Origin of the sequence: Streptomyces sp. NPDC029526, from assembly GCF_040637405.1 — a bacterium.
Classification (GTDB): domain Bacteria; phylum Actinomycetota; class Actinomycetes; order Streptomycetales; family Streptomycetaceae; genus Streptomyces.
Map to the genome: position 1 here is coordinate 948,245 of NZ_JBEZWE010000002.1, position 14,030 is coordinate 962,274.

Below are 14,030 nucleotides of genomic sequence, written 5' to 3' on the forward strand. Positions count from 1 at the left end.
GAGGGCTGGGCCGCCCCACCCCTAGGCGTCACGCTTCTTGAGCACCAGGTAGCCCCCGAGGACCGCCGCCAGCGCCCACAGCGCCATGATGCCGAGACCGCCCCACGGGCCGTACGGGGTGTCGTCGTCGAGCGGGGTCACCACCTGCATGATCCGGCTGCCGGCCTGGTCGGGCAGGAACTGGCCGACCTTCTTGGTGGCGTCGACGGTGCCGAGGATGCTGGAGACCAGGAAGAAGAACGGCATCAGGATGCCCAGCGACAGCATCGGCGAGCGCAGCATCGCGGCCACACCCATCGAGAACAGGGCGATCAGCGCCATGTAGAGGCCGCCGCCGATCACCGCCCGCAGGACCCCCTCGTCCCCGATGGACGCCCGGTGCTCGCCGAGCAGGGCCTGGCCCAGGAAGAAGGCGGCGAAGCTCGTCGCCATGCCGACCACCAGGGCCAGCGCGGTCGCCACACCCAGCTTGCTGAACAGGAACGTGGCCCGCTGCGGCACCGCCGCCAGGGACGTGCGGATCATGCCGGTGCTGTACTCGTTGGACACCACCAGCACGCCGAACACGATCATCGCGAGCTGCCCCAGGCTCATGCCGGCGAAGCTGATGAACGTGGGGTCGAAGGCGATCTGGTCCCGCTCGCTGAGGTTGTCGAACTGGCTCTTGGTCAGCGCCGAGATCAGCATGCCCAGGGCGATGGTGACGACCACCGCCAGGGAGAGCGTCCACACCGTGGACGCCACTGACCGGATCTTGGTCCACTCGGAGCGGACCACCTGTCCTGCCGCCATGGTCAGCCCTTCTTCCAGTCGGCGCCCCACGGCTGCTGCGGCTGCTGCTGCGGCTGCTGCGGGGAGGGGCTCGGGCCGGAGTGCGCGTGGTACTCCACCGATCCCGCGGTCAGTTGCATGAAGGCCTCCTCCAGGGACGCCCGGTGCTGGCTCAGTTCGTGCAGCACGATCTGCTTCTCGGCGGCCAGCTCCCCGATCCGCTCGGACGTGCTGCCGTCCACCTCCAGCACTCCGTCACCGCTCTCCACGGCGGTGATCCCGGCCTGGTGGAAGGCGTCGAGGAGCTGCTCGCGCTGCGGGGTGCGGACCCGGACGTAGGAGCGCGAGTTGTGCTCGATGAAGTCGGCCATCGTCGTGTCGGCGAGCAGCCGGCCCTGGCCGATCACGACGAGGTGGTCGGCGGTCAGCGCCATCTCGCTCATCAGGTGGGAGGAGACGAAGACCGTGCGGCCCTCGGCCGCGAGCGCCTTCATCAGGGTGCGGATCCAGTGGATGCCCTCGGGGTCGAGGCCGTTGACCGGCTCGTCGAACATCAGGATCCGCGGGTCACCGAGGAGCGCGCCGGCGATGCCGAGCCGCTGGCCCATGCCGAGCGAGAAACCTTTCGCCTTCTTCTTCGCCACCGCGGTCAGACCGACCGTGTCCAGCACCTCGTTCACCCGCCGGCGGGGGATGCCGTTGCTCTCGGCCAGGCACAGCAGGTGGTTGAAGGCGGTGCGTCCGCCGTGCAGCGCCTTGGCGTCCAGCAGGGCCCCGACGGCCTTCAACGGATCCTTCAGCTGGTCGTACCGCTTGCCCTCGATCCGGACGTCGCCGGCCGTGGGCCGGTCAAGTCCCAGCACCATCCGCATCGTGGTGGTCTTCCCGGCCCCGTTGGGTCCCAGGAAGCCGGTGACGATGCCGGGTCGTACCGTGAAGGTCAGATTGTTGACCGCCACCTTCTCGCCGTACCGCTTGGTCAGCCCCTCGAGCTCGATCATGTCCGCCACGCTAGAGGGCGACGAAGCCCTCTGCCACCTCCGTGGCAGAGGGCTTCGGGGCAATTCGGCCGTTGTACGCCAGATCGTTACCGGGACTGCTGGGCCGGGACCCCGCGGGAGACCGGCTCGTCCTCCGTGGCGGGCGCGCCCGTGGCGGCCACCGCGGCACCCGTCAGCGTCGCCAGCATCTCGCGGACGTTGGTCAGCTGGGCGTTGATGGAGTCGCGGCGGTTGGTCAGGGCCGCCAGCTCGCGCTCGGATTCCGAACGGATCCGGTCGGCCTTGGCGTTGGCGTCCGCCACGATGTCCTCAGCCTGGCGCTGCGCGGTCTCCACCGTCTGGCGGGCGCGGCGCTCGGCGTCGGTGCGCAGCTTCTCCGCCTCCAGCCGCAGCTGCTCCGCGCGGTGCTCGATCTCGGCGAGCCGCTTCTCGGCCTTGGCCTGACGCGAGGCCAGGTCCCGCTCGGACTGCTCGCGGCGCTTGGCGAGGTTCGTCTCGAAGTCGGCGGCGGCCTGCGCGGCCTTGGCGCGGGTCTCCTCGAAGAGGGCGTCCGCCTCCTCGCGCTTGGACTGCGCGTCCTTCTGCGCCTCCGAGCGCAGCTGGGCCGCCTCGCCCTGGGCCTTCTCGACGATCCGGACGCCCTCGTCCTCCGCCTTGGCCTTGCGCTCCGCGGCGTACGACTCGGCGTCGTTGCGGACCTGCTGGGCGGCCGACTCGGCGAGCTCGCGGTGCTGCTCGGCCGCGCGACGGGCCTCCTCGCGCAGGTCCTTGGCCTCCTCCTCGGCGAGGCGCAGGATCTTCTCGACCCGGGCACCGAGACCGGCGTACGACGGCTCGGCGTCGTTGACCTGGGCCTGGGCGTTCTGGGTCTCGAGGTGGAGCTCCTCGATGCGCTTTTCCAGAGCGGTGATGCGGGCGAGAGCGCTGTCACGGTCGGAGACGAGCTTGGAGATACGTTCGTCCACCTGAGCGCGGTCGTATCCACGCCGCACAAGCTCGAAGCCGTAGGGGGAAGTGTCGCTCATGGGGTTCCTGTCGAATGAGACCGGTGAGGTGATAGGGGGAATCCTAGGCGCCGAAGCGGTGTGTCATCGAGCGGATGCACGTTTGATACGGAGAATGACACCCCTTTTGAGTGGCTGACGGTCCCAGGGCTTGCCAAACCCTGGGGCAAACCCCCGCACCAGGAGGGGATTTGCCCTGTTTGACGGTTCTCGGTGCGTCCACGGTGCGTCCGCGGTGCGTCCGTCGTGCGTCCACGGTCCGTCCGTCGTGCGTCCACGGGGGAGCCGGTACGACCCGGTGCGTTCCCGGTGTGACGCGGTGCGCCTCGGTCGTCCGCGCCTCGGTCGTCCGCGCGCACCTCGGTCGTCCGCGCGTCCCCGGTGCGGCGCCGGTGAGTCCCGGACGCGGTCCCGTCCGTCGCCGGTCCGTCCCCGGTGGCCCGGCGACCGATGCGCGTCCTCCGGTGACCCGGCGCCCGCTGCGAAGTCCCCCGTGGCCCGGCGGGGCCGCTACGCGTCGGAGGACTTGGCACCCGCCCGGGCACCCGCGCCCGCCTTCACACCGCCGTCCTTGCCGCCGCCCGGGGCCTCGAAGGACTCCAGCGCCTCCAGGACGTCCTGCACGCGAGAGATCTCGGCGTTGATGTCCTCGCGGCGCCGCACCAGGACCTCCAGCTCGCGCTTGCCCTCCTCGACCGTGCGCCGCGCCTCACGGATCGCCTCCGCCTTCAGCTCCTCGGCCTCCTTGACCAGCGCGGCCTTCTTCTGCTCCGCCTCCTTCAGCAGGCCCTCGGCCTTCTTCACGGCGGCGATGCGCACCTTGCCGGCCTCCGAGTTCGCCTCCGAGACGATCTCCTTGGCCTTCGCCTCCGCCTTGGCCAACTGCTCCTCGGCGGCCTTGATGAGCGCGTCGCAGCGGTCGCCGGTCGACTTCATCGTCTCGGCCGCCTCACGGCGGGCCCGCTCGTGCAGCTGCTCGATCTCGCCGGTGATCCTCTCGCGCAGCTCCTCGGCCCGCTCCCTGATCTGCGTCGCGTCCCGGCGGGTGCCGGCCAGCAGCTCGTCGGCGTCCGTACGGGCCTTCTCCACCAGCGAGTTGCCCTCGACGGTGGCCTCGGCCACCAGCCGCTCGGCCTCGCTGCGTGCGGCGCCCACCATGGTGTCGGCCTGCTCCTCCGCCTCCGCCGTGGTCTTCTGCGCCTGCTGCTGAGCCTCCGTCAGCAGCTTGTCGGCCTCCGCGGTGGTCTCGGTGATGAGCGTGTCGACCTGCTCGGCCGCCTCCGAACGCTTCCGGTTGGCCTCCTTGCGCGCCTCGTCCAGCGCCCGCTCGGCCTCCTCGCGCGCGGACGCCACGAGCCGTTCGGCCGCCGCCTCGGCGTCCGCCCGCAGGCGCTCCGCCTCGGCCCGCACCCGCTCCGCGTGCTGCTGCGCCGAACCGACCGTCTCGGCCGCCTCCGCCCGCAGCCGCTCCGCGTCGCCGGTGGCGTCCGCGATGAGCTTCTCCGCCTTGGCGACCGATTCGGCCCGCACCCGCTCGGCCTCGGCGGCCGTCTCGGCGCGCAGCCGGTCGGTCTCCGTGATGGTGTCGGCGGTGAGCCGCTCCGCCTCGTTGCTCGCCTCGGTGACGAGGGTGTCCGCCTGCGCCGCCGCCTCCGAGCGGATGCGGTTGGCGTCCTCCCGGGCCTCCGCCCGGGTGCGCGACGCGCTCTGCTCCGCCTCCGCGATGGTGTCCGACGCCTCCGTGCGGATCCGCTGGGCGTGGTCGGCGACCTCGGCCCGGATGCGGTCCGCCTCCGTGATGGCCTCGGACACCGTCCGCTCGGCGAGCGACTTGGCGGCCTCGGTCTCCTCCCGTGCCTCCTGGCGCAGCCGCCCGGCGTCCTCGCTCGCCCGCTCCCGCTCCGCGTAGGCGTCGGAGCGGACCCGGTCGGCCTCCTCCTCGGCCTCCCGACGCGTGCGCTCCGCCGCGTGCTCGGCTGCGCTGCGCAGCCCGGCGATCTCCTCCTGCGCCTGCTCCTGCAGCCCGGCCACGGAGTCCCGCACCTGCTGCGCGTGCTGCTCGGCCGCCGACACCATCTCCGTGGCGCGCCGGTCCGCCTCCTCGACCAGGCGCACGGCCTCGGCCTGCGCCTCCTCGACCCGCTTGCGCGCCGACGCCAGCAGCTCCTCGCTCTGCTCGCGCGCCCGTTCGCGCTCCCGGCCGGCCTCCTCCCGGGCCGCGCCCAGCAGCTCCTCGGCCTCGCGGCGGCGGCGGGCCGCCTCCTCCTGCGCGGCGGCCAGCGTCTCCGACGCCTCCGTGCCCAGCCGCTCGGCCGCGGCCTGCGCCTCGGCCCGCATCCGGTCCGCGCTCTCCTGCGCCTCCGACTTCAGCCGCTCCGCCTCGGACGCGGCCTCCGAGCGCAGCCGCACCGCGACCGCCTCGCCCTCCGCGCGGGACGCCGACGCGTCGGACGCGGCCTCGTCGCGCAGCCGCTCGGCCTCCGCCTCCGCCTGCTGCTGCAGCGTGCGGATCCGTTCGGCGGCCTCCGTGCGCAGCCGCTCGCCCTCCTCGGCCGCCTCCCGGCGGATCCGGGCAGCCTCCTCGCGGGCCTCGCTCAGCGCCTCCTCGGCGGCGGCCAGCCGCTCCTCGGCCTCCGAGCGCAGCCGCTTCAGGTCCTCGGCGGCCTCCGCGTGCCGGGCCGCGACCGCCCGGTCGGCCTCCTCGCGCAGCTCGCGCGCGGCACGCTCGGCGTCCGCCGTGAGCGCCTCGGCCTGCTCGGCGGCCTCCGCACGGTGCCGCTCGGCCTCCTTGCGGGTGCGCTCCAGGGTCTCCTCGGCCTGCCGGCGCAGCGTGGTGGCGCGCTCGATGGCCTCGGTGCGGACCTTCTCGCTGTCCGTCTGCGCCGTCGAGCGCAGCTCGTCCGCGTCGGCCTTCGCCTTGGCCAGCAGCTCCTCGGCGGACTTCGCCGCCTCCTCGATCTGCGCCACGGCCTCCTTGCGGGCCTCCGCGCGGATCTTCTCGCCCTCGGCGACCGCGTCGGCGCGCAGCTGCTCGGCCTCACCGCGCAGCCGGCGGGCCTCCTCCTGCAGCTCGACCGTCTTGGCGCGGTACTCCTTGGTGTCGTCCTTGGCCGCGCCCTTGAGCTGCTCGGAGATGTCCTGCGCCTCGGCGCGCAGCCGGTCCGCCTCGGCCTCGGCCTCCTTGCGGATCCGCTCGGCCTCCTCGGCGGCGGCCCGGGTGGTCCGCTTGGCCTCCTCGGACGCCTTGTCCAGGACCTCCTCGGCGGTCCTGGCCGCCTTCGACAGCTGGGTGGCGGACTCCTCCGCGGTGAGCGTGCGGGCCTTCTCGGCCGCCTCGGCGACGATCTTCTCGGCCTCGGCACGGGCGTCCGCGCGCAGCTGCTCGGCCTCGGCCCGGGCAGCCTCCGCCTCCTTGGTCGCCTCGCCGACCAGCCGCGCGACCTGCTCCTTGGCGGTGCGCGTGCGGGTCTCGTTGGCCGACTCCGCGGAGCTGAGCGCCTTGGCGGCCGACTCCTTGGCCTCGTCGAGCACCTTCTCGGCCTCGGCCCGCGCCTCGCGCAGCGCCGCCTCGGCCTCGGCCATCCGCTCCTCGGCGGCCTTGGCCAGCTCCTGGGCCTCGCGGCGCGCCGTCTCCGACTCGGACGCGGTCGACGTGCGCAGCTGCTCGGCGTGGTCGGTGGCCTCCTGCGCCTGGGTGGAGGCCGCGTTCAGCAGCCGCTCGGCGTCCGCGCGGGCACGGCGCAGCAACTGCTCGGCCTCCGCGCGCGCCGCCTCGGCCTCGCTCTGCAGGCGCTGGCGCGCCTCGTCGGTCAGCCGCTCGGCCTCCGCGCGGGCGGCGGCCATCGCCTGCTCGGCCTCCGCGCGGGACTCCTCCAGCAGGCGCCGGGCCTGCTGCTCGGTCCGGGCGCGCAGCTGCTCCGCCCACGCCACGTTCTCGTTGACGTGCGACTCGACGGTCTGCCGGCGCTCCGCCAGCTCCTGGTCGAGCTGCTGGCGCCGGGTCACGGCCTCCTGGTGCAGCTCCGCCTGGAGCCGGGCCGCCTGCTCGGCGTGCTCCTGGAGGATGCGCTGGGTCTGCGCGCGGGCCTGGCTCAGCTCCCGCTCGGCGTCCGCCCGCAGCTGGTCGGCCTGCAGCTGCGCGTTCCGCAGCAGCTGCTCCGCCTGGTACCCGAGGTCACCGCCGTCGTAGGAGGGGCGGGACATGATGGTGCGCCGCGCCTCGTGCAGCTTGGCGCGCAGCACCTCGACCTGGTAGCCGAGGTCATCGGCGTGCTGGATCGCCTTTTCCCGCTCGGTCTTGAGCCGTTTCATCTCGGCTTCGAACCGAGAGAGGTGGTCGACGTCAGCCGCCGGCTCTCGCTCCTGGCTCTCGTAGCCCCGCACTGCGCGGTCCCATCCGTCCCCTGGTCGCAAGTCTGGCCGAGCCCCGTCCATCCGCCGAACGGGGCCCCCGGGGAATGGTGTCAGATCACTGGGGGAGCATGGGCTGCTGCCCCGGCGCTCGCCCCCCGAAACCCGGACCCCGGTGGTCCTGACGTGCTCGACGGCAGGACCTGGTCACCCTGTCCCGAGCGGCGACCGCACCCAACCCTACCGGCCCCTCTGTACGTGGGTCAGTGCTCAGGTGACTCAACTGGCGCCGAAGTGACCAGTTCTGTCAGTACGCCATGGCAGTCCTTGGGGTGCAGGAAGGTGATGCGTGACCCCATGGAGCCGCGCCGGGGCTCTTCGTACAGAACGCGTACGCCCTTGTCCTTGATGTCGGCCGCGTCCGCGTCCACATCCGCCGTACCGAAAGCGATGTGGTGCACCCCCTCGCCGTTCTTCGCGAGCCACTTGGCGACGGTGGAGTCCTCCCGGGTCGGCTCCAGCAGCTGCAGGTAGGAGGCACCGCCGTCCGAGGTGTCGTTGATCTTGAGCATGGCCTCGCGCACGCCCTGCTCCTCGTTGACCTCCGAGTGGAAGACCTCGAAGCCGTAGGTGGCCCGGTAGAACTCGACGGTCCGGTCCAGGTCGAAGCAGGCGATCCCGATGTGGTCGATTCGCGTCAGCATGGATTCAGTGGAGCGCCCCGCGCGTGGTTACGCAACGTGCGCGCGATCACACCGTAAGCCCGATGACGCGGTCGACCGCACCTCAGTACATTCGAAGTAAACCCTCGTTCACTCCTCGGCTGTGCAGGCCGGTAAGGGGATCGCCGCTCATGTCTTCTGCATCTTCCGCACCGAACGGCACGACGTCCGTCATCGTCGCGGGCGCCCGCACCCCGATGGGGCGGCTGCTCGGCTCGCTGAAGTCGTTCTCCGGAGCCGACCTCGGCGGCTTCGCGATCAAGGCCGCCCTCGACCGTGCGGGGATCGGCGGCGACCAGGTCCAGTACGTGATCATGGGCCAGGTGCTCCAGGCCGGGGCGGGGCAGATCCCGGCGCGCCAGGCGGCCGTGAAGGCCGGCATCCCGATGAACGTCCCGGCGCTCACCATCAACAAGGTGTGCCTCTCCGGCCTCGACGCCATCGCGCTGGCCGACCAGCTGATCCGCGCCGGTGAGTTCGACGTGGTCGTCGCCGGCGGCCAGGAGTCCATGACCAACGCCCCGCACCTGCTGCCGAAGTCCCGCGAGGGCTACAAGTACGGCGCGGTGCAGATGATCGACGCGATGGCCCACGACGGCCTGACCGACTCCTTCGAGAACATCGCCATGGGCGAGTCCACGGAGAAGCACAACACCCGCCTGGGTATCGCCCGCCCCGAGCAGGACGAGATCGCCGCCCTCTCCCACCAGCGCGCCGCCGCCGCCCAGAAGAACGGTGTCTTCGACGCCGAGATCACCCCGGTGGAGATCCCGCAGCGCAAGGGCGACCCGGTCCTGTTCAGCAAGGACGAGGGCATCCGCGGCGACACCACCGCCGAGTCCCTCGGCAAGCTGCGGCCCGCCTTCGCCAAGGACGGCACCATCACCGCCGGCTCCTCCTCGCAGATCTCCGACGGCGCCGCCGCCGTGGTCGTGATGAGCAAGGCCAAGGCCCAGGAGCTCGGCCTGGAGTGGATCGCCGAGATCGGCGCCCACGGCAACGTGGCCGGCCCGGACAACTCGCTGCAGTCGCAGCCGTCGAATGCGATCCGCCACGCCCTGAAGAAGGAGGGCCTGGAGGTCTCCGACCTCGACCTGATCGAGATCAACGAGGCGTTCGCCGCGGTCGCCGTGCAGTCGATGAAGGACCTCGGCGTGTCCACGGAAAAGGTGAACGTCAACGGTGGTGCCATTGCCCTCGGTCACCCGATCGGGATGTCCGGGGCGCGGTTGGTGCTGCACCTGGCGCTGGAGCTGAAGCGGCGCGGCGGCGGCGTCGGCGCGGCGGCGCTGTGCGGCGGTGGCGGCCAGGGCGACGCGCTGATCGTGCGGGTCCCCGGGGCCTGAGCCGGGAAAGTGTCGGGCAGGTCGTCTTTCGTGAACGGAGCTGTGATGCAGGACGTCTCCACTCTGGTGGCCCAGGCCAGGGAGGGCAGGCCGCGGGCCGTGGCCCGGCTGATCTCCCTGGTGGAGGGGGCGTCCCCGCAGCTGAGGGAGGTCATGGCGGCCCTGGCGCCGCTGACCGGCAACGCCTACGTCGTCGGCCTCACCGGCTCGCCCGGGGTCGGCAAGTCGACCTCCACGTCGGCGCTGGTCAGCGCCTACCGCAGGCAGGGCAAGCGGGTCGGTGTCCTGGCCGTCGACCCCTCCTCGCCGTTCTCCGGGGGCGCGCTGCTCGGTGACCGCGTCCGGATGTCGGAGCATGCCTCCGACCCGGGCGTCTACATCCGCTCCATGGCCACCCGCGGCCACCTGGGCGGCCTCGCCTGGGCCGCGCCGCAGGCCATCCGGGTGCTGGACGCGGCGGGCTGCGACGTGGTGCTGGTGGAGACGGTCGGCGTCGGCCAGTCGGAGGTGGAGATCGCCTCCCAGGCCGACACCTCGGTGGTGCTGCTGGCCCCCGGCATGGGCGACGGCATCCAGGCGGCGAAGGCCGGGATCCTGGAGATCGGCGACGTCTACGTGGTCAACAAGGCCGACCGGGACGGCGCGGACGCCACCGCCCGGGAGCTGAACCACATGCTGGGCCTCGGCGAGGCCCGCAAGCCCGGCGACTGGCGCCCGCCGATCGTCAAGACGGTCGCCTCGCGGTCGGAGGGCGTCGACGAGGTCGTCGAGGCGCTGGAGAAGCACCGCGCCTGGATGGAGGAGCGGGGCGTGCTGGCCGAACGCCGGCGGGCCCGGGCCTCCCACGAGGTCGAGACCATCGCGGTGACCGCCCTGCGCCGGCGCATCGGGGACCTGCACGGCGACCGCCGTCTGGGCGCCCTGGCGGACCGCATCACCGCCGGCGAGCTGGACCCGTACCGCGCGGCGGACGAACTGGTCGCCGGCCTGACCGAGGGCTGAGCGGACGGCCGGTCACGGCACACGTGAGGGGCGGTGGTGGGGGTTCCTCCCCACCACCGCCCCTTTCACGTGGCCGCCGGGCGGACGGGTACCGGGCCAGGTGATCACGCGGTCACCGGGTCACGTGGGCGTGGTGCGTCCTCGTCCGGAGGGTGCGTCCGGCCCGGTTCAGTCGTCGTCGGCGTCGTCGGCGTCGTCGTCCGAGCGGTCGGAGGCGTCGTCCCGGTCGGCGGTGACCTTGCCGTTCTTCAGGTCCACGTGCCAGTCCCGCTCGGCGCCGCGGGCGTTCGTGGTCTCGACCTCCCAGGCCCGCTCGTCGTCGTCCTCCAGGTCCACCGAGGTCACCGTGCCCTTGGCGGCGGCGGCCCGTGCGGCGTCCTGGGCGGAGACCGAGGCGCCCTTCAGCGCGGCCCGCACCTCGGCGGTGTCGTCGGCGTCGTCGTCGTCCCGCTCCGAGCCCAGCACCTTGCCGGTGGCCGGGTCGATGCGCACGCTGTACCAGGCGTCGGAGCCGGTCAGCACGTCGACCTCCCAGACCGTCCGGCGGTCGGCGTCCCGATCGTCCTCGTCGTCCAGCTCGGCGGAGACCGCGGTGCCGGGGCGGTGCTTCAGGGCGGCGGCGATGGCGTCGGCCGCGGTCACCTTCCCGGAGGCCGCCCGCGCCTCGTCCCGGTCGTCGTCGCGGTCGTCGTCCCGGTCGTCCCGGTCGTCCCGGTCGTCGTAGCGGTCGTCGTCCCGGGTGTCCGCCTGCCGGGTGGCCGGCACATCGTCCCCCGAGACCGCGATGGCCGCCGCGGTGCCTCCTCCGACGAGGGCCGCGGCCGTGACGACGGCGATCACGATGTTGCGCTTCATGCTGGTTCCTCCCCAGTCGCAATGCTTCACGTCGAGTCGCTCGCTTTGGCGCTGTTCGACGTCCTCAATGTCGCCGATCGACGCTGAGAGGAACCTGAAGCCCCCTGAAGATCTCTTCAGCTTCGCTCTGCGACCCTCGTACGCATGCGCCCACCCGTCCCGCCCGCCATCCCTCACCACCTCGCCGGAGGCGCTCCGCGCCGCCCCACCCGGCTGCTGATCGTCGAGGACGAGAAACGCCTCGCCCTGTCCCTCGCCCGGGGGCTCATGGCCGAGGGCTACGCCGTGGACGTCGTCCACGACGGCACCGAGGGGCTGCACCGGGCCTCCGAGGGCATCCACGACCTGGTGATCCTCGACATCATGCTGCCCGGCCTGAACGGCTACCGGGTCTGCGCCGCGCTGCGCGCCGCCGGCCACGACGTGCCGATCCTGATGCTCACGGCCAAGGACGGCGAGTACGACGAGGCCGAGGGGCTGGACACGGGTGCGGACGACTACCTGACCAAGCCGTTCTCCTACGTCGTCCTCGTCGCCCGCGTGAAGGCGCTGCTGCGCCGCCGCGGGCAGGCCGCCGGTGCCTCCCCGGTGTACGTGCACGGGGACCTGAAGGTGGACACCGCCGCCCGCCGGGTCTTCCTGGGCGAGGACGAGGTGACGCTCACCGCCAAGGAGTTCTCCGTGCTGGAGCAGCTGGTGCTGCGGGCCGGGGAGGTGGTGTCCAAGGCGGACATCCTGGAGCACGTCTGGGACTTCGCCTACGAGGGAGACCCGAACATCGTCGAGGTCTACGTCAGCGCCCTGCGCCGCAAGCTGCGCCCGGGCCTGATCAGGACCGTGCGCGGGGCCGGTTACCGGCTGGAGACCTCGTGATGAACCTGCTGTTCGGATCGGTCCGGGGCCGGGCGACCCTCGGCGCCACCCTGGTGGTCGCCGTGGCCCTCGCCGCCGCCGGCGTGGCCCTGGTCCTGTCGCTGCGCTCCAACCTGATCGGGGAGGCGGGCACCCAGGCGGAGCGCTCCGCGCGCGCGGTGGCGGCCGAGCTGGCCGCCGGGACGCCGTACGACGGCCTGTCGGGGCTGGACGGCGACGACCGTCCCGTGCAGATCGTGGACGAGGACGGGCGGCTCGTCGCCGGGACCCAGGACCTGGAGCGCATCAGCGGCACGACCACCTCCGAGGTGCGTCCGCGGCCCGCCGACGCGCCGCGCGAGGACGACTTCGACGACGACGATGACGACGATGACGACGACGATGACGACGACTCGGCCCGCGGCCGGAACGCCGCTGAGTCCCTGGAGCCCGGCGAGACCGGCCAGGAGGTCACCTTCACCAACGGCTCCGCGACGATCGACGGGGACACGGAGGACTACCGGTACGCGGCCGTCGACGTGCGGACCCCGCGGGGGGAGCGCCTCACCGTCCACGCGGGCGGTCCGCTGGCCGCCGAGCACAGCGCCGTGCGGACGGCGCGCACGGCGCTGCTGATCGGCGTCCCGCTGCTGTCCGGGCTGGTCGCCGTGGTGACCTGGCTGGTCACCGGGCGGGCGCTGCGGCCGGTCGCCGGGATCCGCCGGGAGATGGCCGCGATCACCGCCTCGGAGGACCTCACCCGCCGGGTGCCCGAGCCGGACACGCACGACGAGATCGCCCGGCTCGCCCGCACCACCAACGAGACGCTCGCCGCCCTGGAGGCCGCCGTCGAGCGCCAGCGCCGGTTCGTCGCCGACGCGTCCCACGAGCTGCGCAGCCCGATCGCCTCCCTGCGCACCCAACTGGAGGTGGCCGCCGCCCACCCCGAGCTGCTCGACCTGGACGGCGCGGTGGAGGACACCGTGCGGCTCCAGCACCTGGCCGCCGACCTGCTGCTGCTGGCCCGGCTGGACGCGGGGGAGCGGCCCTCGGACACCCGGGTCGACCTGGCCGCCCTGGTGCGGGAGGAGACGGCGGGACGGACCGGTGTGGTGGTGCCGCGGACCGAGCCTGCCGAGGTGGCCGGCTCGCAGACGCAGCTCGCCCGGGTGCTCACCAACCTGCTGGACAACGGACGCCGGCACGCCCGTGAGACGGTGACCGTGACCGTGCGGCGGGAGGACGGCTGGGCGGTGCTGGCCGTCGCGGACGACGGTGAGGGCGTGCCCGAGGCGGACCGCGAGCGGATCTTCGAACGGTTCGTCCGCCTGGACGCCGCCCGCAGCCGCGACGACGGCGGTGCCGGTCTGGGCCTCGCCATCGCACGGGACGTCGCCGCACGTCACGGCGGAACGCTCACGGTCGGACAGGCGCCGACGGGCGGAGCCCTGTTCGAGCTCCGCCTGCCGCTGGCCGGGGCCTGACGCGGCCCCCGGCTCACGGGCCGCTGGTCACGGAGGCCCGGTCGGAGCCGCTGTGCGACGGCCGCCGCGCCGTCCGGGGGCGGCCCGGGTCAGGGGCGCCCCCGCTGACCGAGGGCCGGGGTCAGGGGCGTCCCCGCTGCCCGCGCAGGTGCTCCGCGATGGGCTTGAGCGCCTTGTCGAGTTCGGTCAGGGATTCGGGGGCGAGCAGGTCGATGAAGTGCCGCCGCACGGACGCCACGTGGTGGGGCGCGACCTTCTGCATGGTCTCCATGCCGTGCTCGGTCAGCACGGCGTACAGACCCCGGCGGTCCGACTCGCAGTTCTCGCGGCGGACCAGGGCCGCGTTCTCCATGCGGGTGATCTGGTGCGAGAGCCGGCTCTTGGACTGCAGGGTGGCGGAGGCGAGGTCGCTCATCCGCATCCGGCGGTCCTCCGACTCGGAGAGGTTCACCAGGATTTCGTAGTCGTTCATCGTCAGGCCGAACGGCTGCAGGTCCTTCTCCAGCTGGTAGGTCAACAGCTTGTTGACTTCCAGATGAGTGCGCCAGGCACACTGCTCCGCATCGCTCAGCCAGCGCGTGGCCGTCTCGGTCTCCATGTATGCAGTCTACCTAAGAAGTTGAAAGGCGAACTAGTAAGGCAT

The 14,030-nt window shown here is 72.8% G+C and carries 11 protein-coding genes; 4 read left to right on the forward strand and 7 right to left on the reverse strand.

Annotated features, from left to right (window positions below; all coding sequences use genetic code 11):
- Positions 1-21 precede the first annotated feature (21 nt).
- The 5 genes from AB0F01_RS09745 to mce form a co-directional block, all read right to left on the reverse strand.
- The gene (locus AB0F01_RS09745; protein ID WP_362091874.1) at positions 22-792 is read right to left on the reverse strand and encodes an ABC transporter permease; all 771 of its coding nucleotides are present in this window, start codon (positions 790-792) and stop codon (positions 22-24) included.
- A 2-nt stretch (positions 793-794) separates the two neighbouring features.
- The gene (locus AB0F01_RS09750) at positions 795-1,772 is read right to left on the reverse strand and encodes an ABC transporter ATP-binding protein (protein WP_362091877.1); all 978 of its coding nucleotides are present in this window, start codon (positions 1,770-1,772) and stop codon (positions 795-797) included.
- An 86-nt stretch (positions 1,773-1,858) separates the two neighbouring features.
- Positions 1,859-2,797: a cellulose-binding protein gene (locus tag AB0F01_RS09755; protein WP_362091879.1), complete on the reverse strand. Its 939-nt coding sequence runs from the start codon at positions 2,795-2,797 to the stop codon at positions 1,859-1,861.
- Positions 2,798-3,286: 489 nt separating this feature from the next.
- Positions 3,287-7,159: a polarized growth protein Scy gene (gene scy / locus AB0F01_RS09760; RefSeq protein WP_362091882.1), complete on the reverse strand. Its 3,873-nt coding sequence runs from the start codon at positions 7,157-7,159 to the stop codon at positions 3,287-3,289.
- Between the two features lie 230 nt (positions 7,160-7,389).
- The gene (gene mce / locus AB0F01_RS09765; protein ID WP_164335145.1) at positions 7,390-7,830 is read right to left on the reverse strand and encodes a methylmalonyl-CoA epimerase; all 441 of its coding nucleotides are present in this window, start codon (positions 7,828-7,830) and stop codon (positions 7,390-7,392) included.
- A gap of 149 nt (positions 7,831-7,979) precedes the next feature.
- Between mce and AB0F01_RS09770 the strand changes: the two genes are divergently transcribed.
- Together AB0F01_RS09770 and meaB are read left to right on the forward strand one after the other, a co-directional pair.
- The gene (locus AB0F01_RS09770; protein ID WP_192230364.1) at positions 7,980-9,194 is read left to right on the forward strand and encodes an acetyl-CoA C-acetyltransferase; all 1,215 of its coding nucleotides are present in this window, start codon (positions 7,980-7,982) and stop codon (positions 9,192-9,194) included.
- Between the two features lie 45 nt (positions 9,195-9,239).
- A complete protein-coding gene (gene meaB, locus AB0F01_RS09775) occupies positions 9,240-10,196 on the forward strand; it encodes a methylmalonyl Co-A mutase-associated GTPase MeaB (RefSeq protein ID WP_362092563.1) in 957 nt (318 codons plus the stop codon).
- 168 nt (positions 10,197-10,364) lie between these two features.
- On the opposite strand, the gene AB0F01_RS09780 is transcribed toward meaB, so the two are convergent.
- On the reverse strand, positions 10,365-11,051 hold the full coding sequence (locus AB0F01_RS09780) for a PepSY domain-containing protein (RefSeq protein ID WP_362091887.1): 687 nt from the start codon (positions 11,049-11,051) through the stop codon (positions 10,365-10,367).
- A 267-nt stretch (positions 11,052-11,318) separates the two neighbouring features.
- Here AB0F01_RS09780 and AB0F01_RS09785 point away from each other — a divergent pair, with 267 nt between their 5' ends.
- Positions 11,319-11,924: a response regulator transcription factor gene (locus tag AB0F01_RS09785; RefSeq protein ID WP_362092566.1), complete on the forward strand. Its 606-nt coding sequence runs from the start codon at positions 11,319-11,321 to the stop codon at positions 11,922-11,924.
- Positions 11,924-13,387 (forward strand): ATP-binding protein, encoded by a 1,464-nt coding sequence (locus AB0F01_RS09790; protein WP_362091890.1) that lies wholly within the window; start codon positions 11,924-11,926, stop codon positions 13,385-13,387. Before AB0F01_RS09785 ends, AB0F01_RS09790 begins: the two co-directional genes overlap by 1 nt.
- 121 nt (positions 13,388-13,508) lie before the next feature.
- On the opposite strand, the gene AB0F01_RS09795 is transcribed toward AB0F01_RS09790, so the two are convergent.
- The gene (locus AB0F01_RS09795) at positions 13,509-13,985 is read right to left on the reverse strand and encodes a MarR family transcriptional regulator (protein WP_362091893.1); all 477 of its coding nucleotides are present in this window, start codon (positions 13,983-13,985) and stop codon (positions 13,509-13,511) included.
- Positions 13,986-14,030: the final 45 nt, after the last annotated feature.

Bases quoted from the DNA above. Each gene is read 5' to 3' on its own strand.
- AB0F01_RS09745 (WP_362091874.1), bottom strand. From the start codon at position 792: ATGGCGGCAGGACAGGTGGTCCGCTCCGAGTGGACCAAGATCCGGTCA.
- AB0F01_RS09750 (WP_362091877.1), bottom strand. From the start codon at position 1,772: ATGATCGAGCTCGAGGGGCTGACCAAGCGGTACGGCGAGAAGGTGGCG.
- AB0F01_RS09755 (WP_362091879.1), bottom strand. From the start codon at position 2,797: ATGAGCGACACTTCCCCCTACGGCTTCGAGCTTGTGCGGCGTGGATAC.
- mce (WP_164335145.1), bottom strand. From the start codon at position 7,830: ATGCTGACGCGAATCGACCACATCGGGATCGCCTGCTTCGACCTGGAC.
- AB0F01_RS09770 (WP_192230364.1), top strand. From the start codon at position 7,980: ATGTCTTCTGCATCTTCCGCACCGAACGGCACGACGTCCGTCATCGTC.
- meaB (WP_362092563.1), top strand. From the start codon at position 9,240: ATGCAGGACGTCTCCACTCTGGTGGCCCAGGCCAGGGAGGGCAGGCCG.
- AB0F01_RS09780 (WP_362091887.1), bottom strand. From the start codon at position 11,051: ATGAAGCGCAACATCGTGATCGCCGTCGTCACGGCCGCGGCCCTCGTC.
- AB0F01_RS09785 (WP_362092566.1), top strand. From the start codon at position 11,319: ATGGCCGAGGGCTACGCCGTGGACGTCGTCCACGACGGCACCGAGGGG.
- AB0F01_RS09790 (WP_362091890.1), top strand. From the start codon at position 11,924: ATGAACCTGCTGTTCGGATCGGTCCGGGGCCGGGCGACCCTCGGCGCC.
- AB0F01_RS09795 (WP_362091893.1), bottom strand. From the start codon at position 13,985: ATGGAGACCGAGACGGCCACGCGCTGGCTGAGCGATGCGGAGCAGTGT.